Annotated in this window: 24 protein-coding genes; 12 read left to right on the top strand and 12 right to left on the bottom strand. The window is 51.7% G+C overall.

All coding sequences use genetic code 11. The annotated features are described in order from the left end of the window. The first annotated feature begins 282 nt into the window (after window positions 1-282). The 6 genes from EL386_RS08090 to EL386_RS08115 are packed head-to-tail and all read left to right on the top strand — an operon-like array spanning window position 283 to window position 4,169. Window positions 283-852, top strand: coding sequence for a cytochrome b/b6 domain-containing protein (locus tag EL386_RS08090; protein WP_126455128.1), 570 nt, complete (start codon window positions 283-285; stop codon window positions 850-852). Between the two features lie 45 nt (window positions 853-897). Beyond that, window positions 898-1,284 carry a DUF1924 domain-containing protein gene (locus tag EL386_RS15905; RefSeq protein WP_126457286.1) on the top strand — a complete coding sequence of 129 codons (387 nt, stop codon included), beginning with the start codon at window positions 898-900 and terminating at the stop codon, window positions 1,282-1,284. 11 nt (window positions 1,285-1,295) lie between these two features. Then, window positions 1,296-1,868: a diheme cytochrome c gene (locus EL386_RS08100; protein WP_172597667.1), complete on the top strand. Its 573-nt coding sequence runs from the start codon at window positions 1,296-1,298 to the stop codon at window positions 1,866-1,868. A gap of 11 nt (window positions 1,869-1,879) precedes the next feature. Next, window positions 1,880-2,182 (top strand): PepSY domain-containing protein, encoded by a 303-nt coding sequence (locus tag EL386_RS08105; RefSeq protein WP_126455132.1) that lies wholly within the window; start codon window positions 1,880-1,882, stop codon window positions 2,180-2,182. Next, the gene (locus EL386_RS08110; RefSeq protein WP_126455134.1) at window positions 2,182-2,850 is read left to right on the top strand and encodes a response regulator transcription factor; all 669 of its coding nucleotides are present in this window, start codon (window positions 2,182-2,184) and stop codon (window positions 2,848-2,850) included. Before EL386_RS08105 ends, EL386_RS08110 begins: the two co-directional genes overlap by 1 nt. Beyond that, on the top strand, window positions 2,847-4,169 hold the full coding sequence (locus tag EL386_RS08115) for a sensor histidine kinase (protein WP_126455136.1): 1,323 nt from the start codon (window positions 2,847-2,849) through the stop codon (window positions 4,167-4,169). Before EL386_RS08110 ends, EL386_RS08115 begins: the two co-directional genes overlap by 4 nt. 127 nt (window positions 4,170-4,296) lie before the next feature. Here the strand turns inward: EL386_RS08115 and EL386_RS08120 are convergent, their stop codons facing one another. From EL386_RS08120 to EL386_RS08175, 12 genes are all read right to left on the bottom strand, one after another. Next, the gene (locus tag EL386_RS08120) at window positions 4,297-4,815 is read right to left on the bottom strand and encodes an ATP-dependent zinc protease family protein (protein ID WP_126455138.1); all 519 of its coding nucleotides are present in this window, start codon (window positions 4,813-4,815) and stop codon (window positions 4,297-4,299) included. Between the two features lie 214 nt (window positions 4,816-5,029). Then, window positions 5,030-5,803 (bottom strand): ZIP family metal transporter, encoded by a 774-nt coding sequence (locus EL386_RS08125; protein WP_126455140.1) that lies wholly within the window; start codon window positions 5,801-5,803, stop codon window positions 5,030-5,032. A 38-nt stretch (window positions 5,804-5,841) separates the two neighbouring features. Beyond that, window positions 5,842-6,513: a Fe2+-dependent dioxygenase gene (locus EL386_RS08130; protein WP_126455142.1), complete on the bottom strand. Its 672-nt coding sequence runs from the start codon at window positions 6,511-6,513 to the stop codon at window positions 5,842-5,844. Between the two features lie 39 nt (window positions 6,514-6,552). Then, window positions 6,553-7,683 (bottom strand): anthranilate phosphoribosyltransferase, encoded by a 1,131-nt coding sequence (locus EL386_RS08135; RefSeq protein ID WP_126455144.1) that lies wholly within the window; start codon window positions 7,681-7,683, stop codon window positions 6,553-6,555. A gap of 50 nt (window positions 7,684-7,733) precedes the next feature. After that, window positions 7,734-8,045 carry a Rieske (2Fe-2S) protein gene (locus EL386_RS08140; protein ID WP_126455146.1) on the bottom strand — a complete coding sequence of 104 codons (312 nt, stop codon included), beginning with the start codon at window positions 8,043-8,045 and terminating at the stop codon, window positions 7,734-7,736. Between the two features lie 43 nt (window positions 8,046-8,088). Continuing rightward, a complete protein-coding gene (locus EL386_RS08145) occupies window positions 8,089-8,817 on the bottom strand; it encodes a sulfite exporter TauE/SafE family protein (protein ID WP_126455148.1) in 729 nt (242 codons plus the stop codon). Window positions 8,818-8,841: 24 nt separating this feature from the next. Further along, complete coding sequence (locus tag EL386_RS08150) at window positions 8,842-9,435, bottom strand: 2OG-Fe(II) oxygenase family protein (protein WP_232020177.1); 594 nt, start codon at window positions 9,433-9,435, stop codon at window positions 8,842-8,844. 99 nt (window positions 9,436-9,534) lie between these two features. Next, window positions 9,535-9,873, bottom strand: coding sequence for a TusE/DsrC/DsvC family sulfur relay protein (locus EL386_RS08155; protein WP_126455152.1), 339 nt, complete (start codon window positions 9,871-9,873; stop codon window positions 9,535-9,537). Window positions 9,874-9,997: 124 nt separating this feature from the next. Continuing rightward, a complete protein-coding gene (gene cas6 / locus EL386_RS08160; protein ID WP_126455154.1) occupies window positions 9,998-10,681 on the bottom strand; it encodes a type I-MYXAN CRISPR-associated protein Cas6/Cmx6 in 684 nt (227 codons plus the stop codon). Window position 10,682: 1 nt separating this feature from the next. After that, complete coding sequence (locus EL386_RS08165) at window positions 10,683-11,390, bottom strand: hypothetical protein (protein WP_126455156.1); 708 nt, start codon at window positions 11,388-11,390, stop codon at window positions 10,683-10,685. Between the two features lie 33 nt (window positions 11,391-11,423). Continuing rightward, on the bottom strand, window positions 11,424-11,630 hold the full coding sequence (locus EL386_RS08170) for a sulfur relay protein DsrC (RefSeq protein WP_420856715.1): 207 nt from the start codon (window positions 11,628-11,630) through the stop codon (window positions 11,424-11,426). 16 nt (window positions 11,631-11,646) lie between these two features. Then, entirely contained in the window at window positions 11,647-12,543 is an 897-nt protein-coding gene (locus EL386_RS08175; RefSeq protein WP_126455158.1) for a TauD/TfdA family dioxygenase, read from the bottom strand. Window positions 12,544-13,088: 545 nt separating this feature from the next. Between EL386_RS08175 and dsrA the strand changes: the two genes are divergently transcribed. The 6 genes from dsrA (at window position 13,089) to EL386_RS08205 (ending at window position 17,113) form a co-directional block, all read left to right on the top strand. Next, window positions 13,089-14,399, top strand: a complete 1,311-nt coding sequence (gene dsrA, locus EL386_RS08180; RefSeq protein ID WP_126455161.1) for a dissimilatory-type sulfite reductase subunit alpha — start codon at window positions 13,089-13,091, stop codon at window positions 14,397-14,399. Window positions 14,400-14,499: 100 nt separating this feature from the next. Further along, on the top strand, window positions 14,500-15,573 hold the full coding sequence (gene dsrB, locus EL386_RS08185) for a dissimilatory-type sulfite reductase subunit beta (protein ID WP_126455162.1): 1,074 nt from the start codon (window positions 14,500-14,502) through the stop codon (window positions 15,571-15,573). Window positions 15,574-15,584: 11 nt separating this feature from the next. Further along, window positions 15,585-15,977, top strand: a complete 393-nt coding sequence (gene tusD, locus EL386_RS08190; protein ID WP_126455164.1) for a sulfurtransferase complex subunit TusD — start codon at window positions 15,585-15,587, stop codon at window positions 15,975-15,977. 19 nt (window positions 15,978-15,996) lie between these two features. Beyond that, the gene (tusC, locus tag EL386_RS08195; protein ID WP_126455166.1) at window positions 15,997-16,413 is read left to right on the top strand and encodes a sulfurtransferase complex subunit TusC; all 417 of its coding nucleotides are present in this window, start codon (window positions 15,997-15,999) and stop codon (window positions 16,411-16,413) included. Between the two features lie 13 nt (window positions 16,414-16,426). After that, window positions 16,427-16,732 carry a sulfurtransferase complex subunit TusB gene (gene tusB / locus EL386_RS08200; RefSeq protein WP_172597668.1) on the top strand — a complete coding sequence of 102 codons (306 nt, stop codon included), beginning with the start codon at window positions 16,427-16,429 and terminating at the stop codon, window positions 16,730-16,732. 45 nt (window positions 16,733-16,777) lie between these two features. Continuing rightward, a complete protein-coding gene (locus tag EL386_RS08205; protein WP_126455169.1) occupies window positions 16,778-17,113 on the top strand; it encodes a TusE/DsrC/DsvC family sulfur relay protein in 336 nt (111 codons plus the stop codon). Window positions 17,114-17,144 lie beyond the last annotated feature (31 nt).

A 17,144-nucleotide genomic window follows, 5' to 3' on the forward strand; every position in this document is an offset into this window, starting at 1 on the left:
CCACACACCTCGAACCATCAACACTTAATTACCAGCAAATTCAGCCAGATAATATGGTTTTGGACGGATATACACTGTCTTTTGATTTATTCCGTCGTGTTTAAAGTAAGCACTGAGGCAATCTGAGCGAGTAATTTACTGATTAATACAATCTTCAATGGGTCTTGTCGTCGATAATCCCACAAGAGCCCATAATATTGGGCTGCTGTCCCCACGTCCGAATTTTCAGCTTCATTTCAGTCTCGCCCCGTAAAGTGCACGCATAGACTACGGAGTACGGATATGAACAATTCGAATCAAATCAAGGTCTGGGACCTGCCGGTACGTCTCTTTCACTGGACACTGGCAAGTGCCTTCTTTATCGCCTACCTGACTGAGGATGAGTGGCTGGATATTCATACCTTCGCCGGCTATACGGTAGCGGCGCTGGTCGTCTTTCGCCTGTTGTGGGGGTTTATTGGCAGCCGCCATGCGCGTTTCAGCGATTTTGTGCGGCCACCACGTGAGACCTTTGCCTATTTAAAGGATGTCGTCAGCCTCCGGCCAAAGCGCTATATCGGCCATAACCCGGCCGGTGGCGCCATGGTCGTGGCGCTTTTGCTGAGTCTGCTACTGACGGTGATAACCGGTCTGTCGGTCTATGGCAGCGAAGAAATGGCCGGGCCACTGGCCGGACTCTTCACTAATACCCCAGAGTATGTTGCTGAAGCGTTTGAGGAGCTCCATGAGTTTTTCGCCAATGTCACCCTGCTGCTGGTCGTCCTGCATGTAGTAGGAGTCATTATTGCCGGCATACAGCATGGTGAAAACCTGATTCGCGCCATGTTCAGCGGCAAGAAGCAGGCTGTATAGACCTACATGAATTATGAAGGAGTTATGATGAAAGTAATTAGCACAATGGTTATCACCACAACCCTCCTGCTTGCACAGACGGCAAGTGCAGGCACTACCGTTGACACATTACTGGATACGTATCGTGCTGCCGGGGCCGGTCCCTTTCAGGCTGAGGCCGGCCAACGCATGTGGGGAGAGACATATCGTAGTAACAGCGCGCCGACAGAGAGGAGCTGCAAGACCTGCCACACCAACAATCTGACTGCTAGTGGACAACACAGTAAAACCTTGAAGCCTATCAAGCCACTCGCGCCTAGTGTCAACGCTGAACGCCTGACCAATAGCAAAAGGATTGAGAAGTGGTTTACGCGCAATTGTAAATGGACAATCGGCCGCGAATGCAGCCCCCAGGAGAAAGGAGACTTTCTCCTTTATATCCAAAACCAGTAACGGGAGTACAAATGATGAATATATACCGAAAACTTTTAGCCCTGGCTGTCGTTACCGCCGGCACCGGTCTACTGCTGTCAGTAACGGTTTATGGTGATAATGACCGCGAAGAGAAAGATACCTGGTTGAGCCAATCACGGCTGGATGTCGCCTCGGTAAAAAACTCAGCCTACCAGGCTGAGTGTGGCAGTTGCCACTTCGCCTATCAGCCGGGCTGGCTACCGGAGCGCTCCTGGCGCAAGCTCATGGGTGGACTGGAGAATCACTTCGGTGATAACGCCGAACTCACGGCTGAGGATCAAGGCAAAATCCTCGACTTTTTGGTTAGTAATGCCGCTGACAAAAGTGATTTTAAGCGCTCCAAACGTATCAGCGGCTCACTAAAACAAGAGGATGTACCGTTACGTATCACTGATACAGTATACTTCAAGCGAAAACATCACGAGATACCGGCGGGTTATATTCAGGGCAATAAGATGGTGGGCAGCCTCAGCAACTGTGCAGCCTGCCATACCCGCGCCGAAAGTGGCTCGTTTAACGAACATGAGGTCAAAATTCCCGGTGTGGGTCGCTGGGACGATTAGACACTAACGCCATGAAACGTCTACTGCAAACATGCTTGCTCCTTAGCCTCCTCATCGGCCTGAATGCCTGGGCCGATGAGGACCATGAACGTGCCCGTGAACTGGTTAAGAGCGGTGAGATCATCAGCCTGGAACTGCTGCTGCAACAGGTCCTCAGCAATGAACCGGGCAAGTTGCGTCTGTTGGAAGCCGAGTTGGAACACAAACGCGGGCGCCTGGTTTACGAATTGGAATTCGTCGATGAACGAGGCCTTGTGCGGAAACTCCTGTTCGATGCAAAAGATGGCCATCCTCTCGGCGAAGAGGCGGATTGATGCGTCTGCTGCTCGTCGAAGACGACCCGATCCTCGGCCCTCGCCTGCGACAGGATTTACGCCGTGCCGGTTTTGCTGTTGATCTTGTCGATAATGGTATCGATGGGCAGTTTCAGGGTGAAGAAGAGCCCTATGATGTGGCAATCCTTGATCTGGGTCTGCCGGGCCGACCCGGGCTGGAGGTATTGCAGAACTGGCGCAAGGCCGGCATGCAGCTGCCGGTGATCATACTCACCTCTCGTGATGCATGGCATGAGCGGGTCGATGGCCTCAAGGCAGGTGCCGATGACTATGTAGGCAAACCCTTCCATCGTGAGGAGTTACTGGCCCGCCTCGATGCCCTGCTACGCCGCTTGCAGGAACGTAATGGACCGCAACTTACTGTTGCCGGCTTGACCCTCGATGAGGAACATCAACGCGTAATCCTCGCCGATGGTGAAGCGGTCGAGCTAACCGGTACCGAGTTCCGCCTGCTGCGCTACATGATGATCAACCCAGGCAAACTTCTTGGCAAATCCCGACTGACTGAACATGTCTATGAAGGGGATGCCGACCGTGACAGCAATGTGATTGAGGCCTATATCAAGCGACTTCGGCAGAAGATCGGCAAATCGCTAATCGTAACCCGACGCGGCCAGGGTTATATTTTTGGTAGCAGTGCACAGTGAACTCACTGACACAACGACTCCATATCGGACTGGGCCTGAGCCTTGTGCTGTTAATGGGGTTAATTGGCGGGCTGATCTACGATCAGAGTCAACGCCTGGTGGATGAACTCATTGTCTCCCGTCTGGAACATGATGGTGAAGGGATACTGGCCAGTCTGCAGTTCGATGCAAAGGGTAAGGCCACCCTGACCGAGGGGCGGCTCTCGGCAATATACCGTCAACCCCTCTCCGGTCACTACTTCCTCATCCTTCTCGATGCGGGTGAGACCCTGCGTTCACGTTCACTCTGGGATGTTGAGCTAACCAGCGAAAGGCTCCGTCCGGGAGAACGTCGAGTGCGTCGCATCATCGGCCCTGCCGAACAACCGCTACTACTCTGGGCTGGTGGCTATCGTAAAGATAAACAAAGTATCACTATCATGGTAGCCGAGGATATCTCACGGCTTCAACAACGATTATTGCAAAATGCCCTGCTGCTGCTGGCACTCACCGTGATTTTTTTATTCCTGGTTTTATTTATCCAGCGTCGTATTGTGCGTCGCTCCTTCAGCCCTTTGCGGCAATTGGGCAAGGAGATCAAACAGCTGGAACGGGGTGAAATCGACAAACTGACTGAAGTGGTTCCCCAGGAGATAAAACCACTGGTGATCGAGGTCAACCGTCTGTTAATGGTAATGGGTCGTCGTCTTGACCGATCACGTAACTCCCTTGGCAATCTCGCCCACGCCCTCAAGGGGCCACTGAATCTGCTTAACCAACTGGCCGATGATAGTGATACGCCAGCCACATTGAAACAGGAACTGCATCAGCATACCGCAAGCCTGCAACATCTGATCGAGCATGAACTGGTACGGGCAAGGCTGGCCGGTTCAGGCAGTGCCGGCCAGCGCTTTAATCCAGCGGAAGAACTGCCGGCCCTGATTGCGGTTCTGCAACGTATTTATCACGACAAGACTATTGAGTTTGACTGCCATTACCCGCCAGAAAACCTCAACAATATTGACCGTCATGACCTGCTGGAATTGTTCGGCAACCTGCTCGATAACGCTGCCAAGTGGTCCAAGGGACGTGTGCGCTGCGCTATTGAGCAGACTCGTGAGATACATATTGTTGTCGAAGACGATGGCAGCGGTGTTTCCGATAAAGAATTGGCAACGCTTACCCAGCGAGGGCAACGTATTGATGAATCACTCCCCGGACACGGTCTGGGGCTAGCCATCGTCAAGGAGATCGTCGAACTCTACCACGGCACGCTGCAATTCGACCGTTCCCCCACACTGGGCGGGCTACGGGTTCAGCTTAGCCTGTTAGCCGATTAATAAAGATGCGGTATTGGCACCGGGTGATTAGACATAAACCACCCGCTCCCCTTACCCCGCCATTTTGCCGCACGTGAGGACACACGTCTGGAGATCGGCAAATGGCTACTACAGTGGGGTATATAACTTATGAAGGTTCACTTTGTGCAACCGTATCACCCCCACAGGCTGGCTCAGAGGAATACTGTTTATTGGAATTTACCAAAAAATGTTCCTTCAGGAAGGAGCGCCCAATCAGCATTCTATACTGGAAGTTTTCACGGTTAGCCAGGTTTACATGCGCTGTCTGTAGTGTATTGCCAATGCACAAGTCCATACTCACAACCGGGCGTTTTAATGGCTCAGCACCTTTACGTTTGATGTTCGCGATGCGTATGAGCGGCATATCAAAATCGGCGGTCTCGCCCTCTTTATTCTCAATGGAAAACCTCACCATCCTGGTGTTGTCTTTTTCATACATTGTAATGTTGGTAGCATGAAGAGAGGAATTGTCAGCACCTGTATCAATTTTGGCCTTCATCAGCATATTACTTGATTGCAGTCTGACGTGCTCTATCCAGCCAATCACCTTGACCGGCTCGGCAAATGACGCCGGCGTTATGCCAAGCCCAATAATTACCAATAAAAAACAATTAGATAGCTTCATGAGAACACCTATTTAAACCTCTAATCCTGCTAATAATTCGACAACTGTAGTCCGCTCTGGTTCACTGCACTAATGAATTTTTTCGATTGAAATCATCGACTTTACTTATTGACCAGGCAGTATATCAGCTGAGTCGATAGCGGTGTTTTTCACCCCTCCCTGTAAGACCACACCCAGGGACCGGCGGGAACCAGGCAGGTTTCTGTCCGTGCGGCTACACCCAGATCGCGATCAGGGCCATTAGGCCGAATCCACCCGTGATGAGAAGAGCCTTGACCCAACGGTCATCGGCTTTCTCGAAGACATCCTTGATGATGTCGACAACCGCGACATAAAGAAACGTGCCTGCGGCCAAACCATCAAAAACGGCCTCGAATGCGGCATTCGCATTGCTTGATAATGTTGTCGAGAACGCCGTGCCGATAACCACTCCCAGAGGCGTCATGGCTGCAAAGAAGCCAATGATGACAACATGTCGGAAGGTGGGAAAATCACTTTCTTTCAGACTGACGCCAAGCGCGAAGGCAGCTGCGCCCTTGTGTGCAATGATCGCAATGAATATGGCTATGGCTGACACCAGTGTGGCTTCCAGTCCCAGTGATGTTCCTGCGATGATTGAATGAATCGAAAGGATGAAACACAACAGAAAGGGATAAACCGGCCGCCCTTTGGACATTGTCCCCACATTCTCACCATCACCCAATGCCGCTTTCTCCAGCAACAGCACAAGGAGAAAGCCCACCCCACAAATCAGAGCGGGAAAGGGGAAATCGACGTCTCCGGCAAACGTTTTGAAGTTCCCCTCCGCATCCGGCAACATGTGCAGAAGACCCGCACCAAGGAAGATACCACCGGCAAAGGCATTGCCCCAGGTTAGCTGACGCACTCCTTGCCGGGAAGCACGCATTCGTGTGGGCGCTATGCCCGCAAATAGCCCGGCGGCAAAGATAATTAGTAGAAAAAGAAATTTAAACCAGAGTATTTCCATAATCTATGGCCTGACGATGTAAGGAGGGCCCGTCACCCTTATACATCACCCCACATACGAATAAGATTTACATAACTTCGATCCAAACGCTTGGTATTTTCATCATCTGGCGCATCCTTTAACAACTGCTCTTTGACGAGGTACATATCATAGAGCAGTTCACGCCGGGCCGGTTCACGCACCAGGCTTTGCAGCCAGGTAACAGCCACCAGACGTGTGCCGCTGGTGACTTCATTGACGTGGTGGACGCTGGATGAGGGATAAATGACGGCATCACCGGCTGCGAGTTTGACCTCGTGCGCACCGTACTGGGTATTGATAACGAGTTCACCACCTACGTAATCGGATTTGTCGTTTAAGAATACCGTGATGGAGATATCGGAACGGTATGGGGTGTCGGCCTGCATGATCGGGTCATCGACGTGATCCCCATAAGACATGCCCTTACCGTAACGGGCGTAGTACGGCGAAGCTACCTTCATCGGCAAGGCGGCGGCACGGTAGGTCGGGTGCTGCACGAGGCGGGTCATCACCAGGTTATTCAGTTGCTGAACGTCCTGGGCACGGACATCGACCTCTTCGTTGTGTTTAACGCGTTGTGCGGCCATACCGGCGGAGAGCTTGCCATCGATAAACGGCGCCTTCTCCAATGCACCTTTGACGGCGTCGAGTTCCCGGGTATTCAGGACCTTGGGTATTTCCAGCAACATAACGCATTCCCCTGCTTTGTATTTTGTTAACGATGTCCCTTATACCGAGGCATTAAAGCGTTTTAGGGCCTCACCGGAATCGAGTACGGCACGCACGGCATCGGCGCATTCGGCAAGTGTCTCGTAACGTTTCAGGTGCCAGAGTATGTTGGCACCACCATAAACGAGTGCATCATAGGTAATGCCCTTCTCGCCAGCCAATGCGGCAAGACCCGCCTCAACGGCGGCCTTGGCCACGGCCTCTGACAGGAATGGCGCCTCGACTTCATCGTTACTGCCTGGCTTGCGCGGCAGGTCAGCCGGGATCGGCACGGCGCGCAACTCCTGCTCAATGCCGAGATCCTTCGGTTCGACTTCAGCACTGCGTACCTCGGTTTCACCTTCATAACTGATGATCTTGCCGGTCTGGCGCAGCGATGGGATCACCCCGCCCTCAATACCGCGCACGAGTAGCGCGCTATCAAAGCCGGAGTGCGCGGCGAGCATGGCATACACGGGTGGGTAGGGTTTATGTACGTAACCGCAGACATGGTGGGTCTTGCCCCTGGCGCGGATCGGCATAGTCTCGGTTTCAACCGTGGTAATGGTCGGACGTTTAATCACGAGTGTGCGAAAGTCGGTCAGGGCATTCAGCTTCGGGCAGAACTGGCTTTGATCAACATAGGCCCAGCCGATGTCTTTATTGGCGATCTGCGTAGCAGCCTGTTGCGGACTCAAGGAATCGTCCTTGCCGGCGGCACGCATGACCTGGCGATGGGTGACACCAAATTTTGGGCTCACCGTTTCCATACCGTGCGAGACGGCCGGGATGCCACAAGCGGCCATGACGGCAGGCAGGAACGGTGAGGCCGGCAGCGTGCGGTTATAGCCGTCATAGGGGTCGCCGATATCGACGAGTTCATCCACCTCGGCGGTAACACGTTCGGTGCAGTCGATAATGCCATCGAGGACGCCGCGATTTTCATCCGGGGTTTCACGTTTCATGCGCAGACCGATCAGGAAGATCCCCGCCTGGACCGGGTCGATGTGGCCATCGAGGATGGCACGCATACCACCACGCGCCTCATCCTGTGAAATATCCTTACTCAACTCGGGGCCGGTGGCAACGCGCTGGATAATTGAATGCATCAGGGCCTTGTCTTGTGCGACCTGGGTGCTGTTATCGCTCATTATTTACTCCTGTTTCTTAAGGTTAGCGCTGGGCTGCTTGTTTAATTACGTTAACCGATCGCCACAAAAATGCTGTTGTCTTCGACCTTGACCGGGTACACAGCCAGGTCTTCTTCGGCAGGCTCATCAAGTGCCTTGCCGGTCTTTAAATCGAAACGACTGCCGTGTAATGAACATTTCAGACAATCGCCTTGCAATGCGCCCAGTGCCAATGAAAAGTCTTCATGCGTACACATTTCATCACAGGCATAAATCGTACCATTGGTGTTCGCCAACAAGATACGTCTACCATCAAGTTCGACGCGAAACATCTTGCCGGGGGCGACATCATCGAGTGTGGCTACTTGTATAAAGTCAGTCATGTTGTTTCCTGTTTTTACCATTATACGTAAAAAGTGTTCACACTTAGCGGCTGGCGGTGTAAAACATTGAAATACCACCAAGCAAAATCACCCATGCCACGACACGCTTGAAGACCGTGTCATTGACCTTGTGATGCAGGTGGTTGGCATACCACAGGCTCACAATGAGGAATGGCGCACTGATCAACATTACACGGCCTATTTCACCGGTGATGGTGCCATTACTGATATAGCCCACCGCGCGCACGAGGTTCATGGACAGAAAAAACGCCAATGCGTAATTACGGATTAAAATTTTTCTGTCAAACGTACCCATCAGCCGCGTCATTGCGATCGGCCCACTGATACCAAACAGGGCCATCGAGGTACCCGCCGCGGTATCGAGGACCCGGCCACTGATAGCACCTATCTTCAGCTTGCCCGGCGCCATCACAAGGTAAGTGCCCGATAAGGTAATCACCGTAGCGAGTAATACCTGAAACAACTCGCTGGAGATATTATAAAACACATAAAAGCCCGCTAATGAGCCGAGCGCCGCAAAACCTACCATGCCAGCGAGAAAACGCAGTTCCACCGTGCGTTCCGAACGGGTCAGGGCAATCGTGCCGACCAGTACCTGTGGCAGCAGCGAATAGATCACGAGAGTCTTGGCATCGATAAAAAAACTCATAATGGTGATCATCATGATCGTGCCCGCCAGGCCAAAGGTGATCTCAAAGGCATAAGTCAGCATGCAGACCACGGTCAGAACAGCGATTAAAGCCGCGCTCATAACATTATCACTGCCTTCGCGTGATTACGCGAAGCTCACCCAGGTAGTGGCGATATACTTCATACCCTTTTCCAGCGTCGCGTTGCGATGGATATGCGTCCAGAATGGCGGGAACAGCACCAGCTTGCCACGTTGTGGTTGCACGCTGACATCCTGCACGGCAAAGTCGGTAGTGCCGCCCGGACCCGCTACATCGTTCAAATACCAGATCGCGACGAGCTGGCGCTGGCTGAACTCACCCGGACCACCATCGATGTGCCAGTGGTAAAACTCACCTTCGTTAGTGCGCTGTAACTGGTAACCCATGTCACGCATGCGGTTCACGGCAAAGAAAGGATACTCGGCGGCCAATGCGCTAATGGCCTTGCCCAGCGACTGAAACAATGCCTGATCGACATCTTTCCAGTCATCACGACCACTGATGCGCAGGTCGGTGGAGCGTTTAATCGATTGCTCGAGGCCTTCACCCTGGCCGATACGACCATCGTGCTGCTGCTCGGGGTTGGCTTCAAAACGCGCCACCATCTCGTCGCACAGTGACGCGGGCAAAGCATTCTCTACCTCGTAGATAAAGCTATGCGGTTTTAGTTCGCGCAATGTGTAAGCTGTATCACTCATGGCCATACTGGGTTTATTTCCGTTAATACAGAAAAGGCTGTCATTAAGACAGCCTTTTCTTAAAACAACCCGATTACGTAACGTAACCTCTAGCGTTGTCTAGTAACCGCCCTTACGCGTACTCTTAGGCAGGCCGGCAAACTTACGACCCTGTTTGGAAGGCATACCAGGAAACATTTCATACATCGTTTTAGATGTAACCTTATCGCCCCATAGTTTACTCATAGCTTTAAGAATCGTACGTTCATTCGGCTCATTACCACCATTATTAACGTGCTCATCACGCAAGTATTTAACGACGTCCATATGTCGCTCCGTCATTTCAAGTCCATCGGCGTCAGCAATCACCTTGATCAGATCTTCAGTCCAATCGTTTGCATCTACCAGGTAACCGTCTGCATCGGTTTCAATGGTCTTACCACCAACTTCGTAGGCCATAGTACTAAGTCCTCTATTACAAGTTTACTTACGATGAAAAAATTTGCGTGAATTGTACCGGAAAATTCAGATTTCTCCACCCATAAGGGCAATTTATCCACGCGCTTTAAATTACTCCGGATTTCTACTCCAGAATCTCGTGTACCTCGGCAATACCCTTTTGCGGGATGAACAGGCCGCAACCCATGTGCTGGTGCTTGCCAATACCGTGATGCTGAATCTTCAGCGATTCTTCCGGTTTCAGCTCGGCGATCATCAAGCTTGAAGTGTTTAATTTGCCTTCGCCAGTACGCATACTGCGCCCCTTGCCCGGCAACATCTTTCGCGGTTTCACACCTATGGCGGACAGCTCCTCGGCCACACTGCGCATAAAGGCCTCTTCGTCCATGCCGTCCTCAATGACATTATAGAGCGAAAACAAGGTTTCCAGAGCATGCAAGGGACGTTGTTCCATGCTCAATACCTCCAGTTCATGACCGGACACCTGCAGGGTCTTGCCGGCCAAGCCGGCCGCAGACTCGACATGCCCCACCGGCGCACGCAGCATCAGCTTGGTACGCCGAGACAGATGCAGCAATTCATCCTCGCCCTCCGGGCGCATCCAGCCGTTACCGGTCTCGGGAATGTGGATGGGATGCATACCGGCACCCCTGGTGTCCTTCAACCAGGGCAAGTGCTCTAATAAGGCTACAGACAGGGCATGCGCATGATCAACCGGCAGACAACGACAACGGATCTTGTAAACCAGATCCACAACCGCGTCACCATTAGCGGTCTTGTTCGGTTCATTGTCTTCCTGCCAATACATATCAGTTTACCGGCAATTTGGCCCAGATCGCCTCACGATCCACCCACCAGTCGTCCTGGACAAGCACATCGATGACGTTACGCATGCGGCCGAGAAATTTTTCCGGTTCGCCCAGTTCCATGCGCTGGAACCACGCCGCAAACTGCTCCTGGCTCTCAACGTTGCTATGCCGACGTGCCACCGTGGCAAGTAGCGAGTTGGTGAAAAAAGTCAGGTCTTCGTGTTTTTTGCCCTTGGTACGGATATCGGCAATGTAGTGCGCCACCGCTGCGGCCAGGGCGGCCCCATCGGAATCAGCCGGGGTTTCATTGACCACGTGTTGCAATAAGGCCACGGTCAACTCCGGTTCAACATCCGGGAAGGTCACACCGAGCCAGATCCCCTGGCCGAGTGCCGGTAATGACATGGGCTGATCGGCCATGAACATGTTGTTACAGGCCTGAACGGCACCATCCCAGCTTTCGCGTTCCTTGAAGGTATCAAAGGCCTCACGCGCCAGGTCAAAACCCTCTTCGCCACGTTCGAGGTCGACCAGTACGGCCGAGGCCTGTAGCTGCAATTCGGCCTTTTCCAGGGGGTCGTAACCGGCAGGCAGCTCGATGATCTGATCCTGCAGCTCCTGCAAGCGGGCCTCTAAAAGCCCGGTTGGTTGTGCCGCATCATCGGCATCATCGGCATCTCTGATCTCTTCAGTCTTTATATATTTCATAATATTACAGGATATTCCTAATGTGAATACTTGTTAGCGAGTCACCGAGTAAATACCGGCAAAGGCCCCTTCGAGACGGTCTTCCCAATTTTCAGGGGTATCCGGGTAGGTCGGCTTTACATCCATATCAAAATGGATCTCGCCGCTGGTACGGGCCTTTTCCTCAATGACCTTAATCAGCTCTTCGAACCGCTGCAGGTCATGGTTCTGCATCAATACTTCACTCAGGTAGAGCATCATCAATGTCCTTTTTCAATCAATTAGTAGAAATCCGCGCGTAATAACGGGCCCGATACAATAGACGTTGTTCTGCCTCGGTCTCTCCCTGCCTGAAGGCAGTGCGGTTATGCAATACATTATTGCTCAACACACCCTCTCCGGCCCCGAGGCGGTAATGAAACACGTCTGGGTTCTCATCTGACAACAGTTTTTCCAATGCAGCCAGTGCCTTACGCGTCATCTCATCATCACGCCAGACAATACTGCGAGTCCGCGCCGTATAACGCATATGGAGGCGACCTGTCGCTGGATCAAGGGAGAAGACCGGCCCGGTTTGTGCAGGGCGGGTTTCCGCGCCGGATTCCGTGTTCGCCGGAATGGTCATGGCCTCGGGGTGCATGAGGGCCTTGATATAGTCCGGGTTCTCATCACGCAGACGTAAGTAAACCATTTCCGGGTCCAGTAAGGCATTTTCGCCGCCCTCCACGGCCGGTCTGACACAATGCAGGATAAAGGCACGGATCTGCTGTGCGGAGGCATTATAATAGCCGTCGGTGTGCCAGAGCAGGCGTTTATCGGAATACGGGATATAGCCCCTTTTATTTTTGCCCTCGACGACGGTCAGCGAGGTGATGCCATCATCATCGGCGAGCATGTTCGGATCCAGGCCTGCCAGGCCCAGTTGCTGGCCCAGCTTACGCGGGATATCCTTGTCTTCAAGGCAGCCTAGCTTGCTTTTATATATCAGCATGTTACAGATATTAAGTCGACTGCGTATTAAGGTTATCTCCGCCTCGCTAAGGGACCTGGGGTCATCGATCTCGAGCAGCAAGTCTTCAGCCGAACGTGGCCGGCTGGCAAGCTTTTGCGCGCGCCACTGTTGATAGCGGCTATCATTGCCCAGCTCAAAAGGATTGTCGGCAGTGCTTGTCATGACCTTCGAAATACCCTGTGCTGCCCACGTGATCCCATCTATGTCACCCATCTATATAGAGTAATGTTATTAGCCCCGCGATAACATCTGCCAAGACCAAGCAATTTCATCGACTTTTTGACAGAGGCTGCGCACTGTAGTAAAAAATGCGCTCGCAGGAAAGCCCCCGGAAGGGAGATACGCAGCATCGATGCTAAATAATGACCCTATTTACCTTATTTAATAGTGGTTGCGCTGGGGATTAAAGGATTTTATTTGCTGGGACGTGACCTTGCATATAAAATCTTGCGTCTTATCTATATCCCCTTTGGGAGGGGTATAAGAGAATTTATACACCCCCAAAGAAAGGTTTTGTTGTGGTGGGACATCGGTAGAATGTCGCAACATCAAACACAGGGGTGTTGATTTGTTCTGTGAAGTAATCCACATATTGATTACTCGTGACAGAACAGAGGCAGTCGGCATCTCAACTTGTAAGTTTTGTTTTGAAAATAAACTGTGGCTATACACCGCGAGGTGGAAGCTCTACAGGAGGAAATCCAAAAATGGCTGATACACCTAAGAATCCTGAACGTCATCATACGTTCCTGCCTAAGGACAAAAAGTCCAGCAAAGACTTCCACAGCACTCCTAACCTCGACGAACTCGAGAAAGGTCCGTGGCCAAGCTTTGTTACAGGTCTGAAGCGTCTTGCAATGGAAGAGAAGTTTGGCAACATGGTTGTCGATCTGCTTGGCCAGCTTGAGCATTCATACAACACTCGTCTGGGTTACTGGAAAGGCGGCACCGTTTCTGTATTCGGTTACGGCGGCGGCATCATTCCTCGCTTCACCGAGCTCATGGGGCCTGACCACAAGCCGCTGTTCCCGGAATGTAAAGAATTCCACACCATTCGTGTACAGCCACCGGCAGGTAACCACTACACCACAGGCATGCTGCGTCAGCTGTCTGAATCATGGAGCAAGTGGGGTTCAGGCCTGGTAGCCTTCCACGGTCAGACCGGTAACATCATGTTCATCGGTACCGACACTGAAAACACCCAGCACTTCTTTGATGACATTAATGCATACGGCTGGGACCTTGGTGGTGCCGGGCCTTGTGTACGTACAGGTATGTCATGTATTGGTGCGGCACGTTGCGAACAGTCTTGTGCAAACGAAATGAAGATTCACCGCCTGTTGGTGAACAACTTTATTGACGACATGCACCGCCCTGCCCTGCCTTACAAGTTCAAGTTCAAGGTTTCAGGTTGCCCGAATGACTGCATGAACTCCATTCAGCGTGCTGACATGGCCATTATCGGTACATGGCGCGATGACATGAAGGTCAACCAGGAAGAAGTGAAGAGCTTCGTTGCTGACAAGGGTCGCAAGTATGTTATCGACAACGTTATTACACGTTGCCCGACTAACGCCTTGTCGCTGGGTGACGACGACACCCTTAGTGTTGATAACCGCAACTGCGTACGCTGCATGCATTGTATCAACGTTATGACCAAGGCCCTGTCTGTCGGCGACGACAAGGGCGTCACTATCCTCATCGGTGGTAAACGCACACTGAAGATTGGTGACCTCATGGGTACCGTTCTTGTTCCATTCATGAAGCTGGAAACAGAAGAAGATTACGAAAAGCTCACCGAGCTGGCCGAAGAAATCATCGACTTCTGGGCTGAAAATGGTCTTGAACACGAACGTTGTGGTGAGATGATCGACCGTATCGGCCTGGTGAACTTCCTGGAAGGCATCGGCGTTGATGTCGATCCGAACATGATCGCCAGCGCACGTCAGTCATCCTATGTTCGTATGGACACATGGGAAGAAGAAGCTGATAAGTGGAACCAGCGTAAAGCCGGTTAACACATAGCATATTCAGTGACAGGGCCCGCTACTAATGCGGGCCCCATCATTAGATATTAACGAAATACTTAACTAATTTAGTAGGAATTTGGAGGCTTTTATGTCTGATACTCCACGTTTTCCAATTGAGAGCGGTTGTCCTGACGGGTTTCAATATCTGCACCCGTCAATGAAGAAAAACTTTGGTGCATGGGCTTACCACGAGCGTCCGCGCCCGGGTGTTCTGCGTCACGTTGCCAAGAGCGGTGACGAAATCTGGTCAGTACGTCTGGGTACCCAGCGTCAACTTGGCCCATACGAAATCAACCTGCTTTGCGATATCGCAGATAAGTTTGGTGACGGTTACATTCACTTCACCATTCGCTCAAACATGGAGATCTGCGTTTCTGATCCAGCCAAGGTTGAGCCACTGATTGCTGCTATCGAAGAAGCCGGTTACCCGGTTGGTGGTACCGGTCCTTCTGTGACCATGATCTCCCACACCCAGGGTTGGTTGCACTGTGATATTCCAGGCACCGACGCTTCTGGTGTTGTTAAGGCGCTGATGGACGAGCTCTATGAAGACTTCGTTACTGAAAAAATGCCTAACCGCGTTCACATCACCACTTCTTGCTGCCAGATTAACTGTGGTGGCCAGGGCGATATCGCGATTAACATTCAGCATACCAAGCCACCTAAGATTAACCACGATCTGGTTGCTAACGCCTGCGAACGCCCTTCCGTTGTGGCGCGTTGCCCGGTTGCTGCTATTCGTCCTGCCATGGTTAATGGCAAGCCTTCTCTCGAAGTTGATGAGAAAAAGTGCATTTGTTGTGGTGCTTGTTTCCCGCCATGTCCGCCAATGCAGATCAACGACTCCGAGTTCACCAAACTGGCTATCTGGGTGGGTGGTAAACACTCAAACGCACGTAGCAAGCCCATGTTCCACAAGCTGGTTGCTGCTGGCGTACCGAACAATCCACCGCGCTGGCCGGAAGCTGCTGCAATCGTTAAGACGATTCTGGAAGCCTACCGTAAGGATGCCCTGGATTGGGAACGTACCGGTGACTGGGTTGAGCGTATTGGCTGGCCACGTTTCTTCGAGCTGACTGAACTGCCGTTCACCAAGTTCCATGTCGATAACTGGAAAGGTGCGCGTCACAGTCTGAATGCTTCTGCGCATATCCGCTTCTAAGGTATTAATCTATGAAGTTTGCGATTCAGATCAACGAAGGCCCTTACACGCATCAGGCAACTGATTCCGCTTATCATTTTGTGAAAGCTGCAATTGATAACGGCCATGAAGTCATGCGCGTATTTTTCTACCACGATGGCGTTAACAATGGCACACGCCTGACGACTCCTCCCCAGGATGATCGTCACATTGTTAACCGCTGGGCAGAACTGGCTAAACAACATGACCTGGATCTCGTCCTCTGTGTTGCTGCGGCTCAACGCCGCGGCATCGCCGATGAGGGTGAGGCACAGCGTAATGGTAAGGACGCCAATAATATCCAGGAAGGATTCCGCATTTCAGGTCTTGGTCAGCTCATCGAAGCCGGCATTCAGGCGGACCGCCTGCTTGTGTTCGGCGACTGATTAATGAGGAATATGTGAAATGAGCGAAGAAGGTATAGTCAAACAATTCCTCTATGTAAATCGCAGAGCCCCTCACGGCACGGTTTACGCATTGGAATCATTAGAAGTTGTGCTTATCGGTGCAGCCTTTGAGCAAGACGTTAGAGTTGCGTTTATGGATGACGGTGTTTACCAGATCCTCAAGGGGCAAGACACATCTGGCATAGGCACAAAGAACTTTGCGCCAACCTACAAGGCCCTCGGTGACTACGACATCAACAAGATCTACGTTGAAAAAGAGTCTCTCGATGAACGTGGTCTGACATTAGAAGACCTGATGGATCTGACCTATGAAGATGAAGATGATGATTGGGCTGAAAAGCCATCAATCAACATTGTCAGCCGTGCTGAAATGGCCGACCTCATCGATAGTTCAGCTGTCATGTTTAATTTCTAAGGGGATACTGGTTATGGCAATTTTGCACACAGTAAATAAATCACCCTTTGACAAGAATTCTCTTGAGCGTGCCGTCGGCATGGCGAAAGAAGGCAGTTCAGTTCTGTTGCTCGAAGATGGTGTTTATGGTGCCGTTAGTGGTGCCAAATCTTCAGCCATGGTTGAAGAAGCTATGAAGACTGTCAAAGTTTATGCTTTGGGCGCAGACCTTGACGCCCGTGGCATTAAGGGTCGCGTGATTGATGGTATCGAGCTTGTGGACTATGCCGGGTTTGTCAAACTGGCGGCCGAACACAGTCAGGTTCAATCGTGGCTCTAATTGAGTTCACAAATTATTATTTATCCTATTTAGGGAGAAGAGAAAATGGCTAGTATTGAAGTTGGTGGCAAGAGCATTGAGGTTGATGAAGAAGGTTACCTGGTTGACCGCAGTGAGTGGACATCAGAAATCGGCGCACACATGGCCGAACTCGACAACTGTGAGCTGACAGATGCCCACATGGAAGTCATTAACTTCCTGCGTGAGTACTACGAAGAATACCAGATCGCCCCTGCTGTTCGCGTTCTGACCAAGGCTATTGGTAAGAAGTTGGGCAAGGATAAGGGCAATAGCAAGTACCTGTACGAACTGTTCCCATACGGTCCTGCCAAGCAGGCTTGTAAGTACGCTGGTCTTCCAAAGCCAACAGGCTGCGTATAAGACTTCGCATACCGGTTTGGCCGGGACTTGT

The organism is Sulfuriflexus mobilis (genome assembly GCF_003967195.1).
GTDB lineage: Bacteria > Pseudomonadota > Gammaproteobacteria > AKS1 > AKS1 > Sulfuriflexus > Sulfuriflexus mobilis.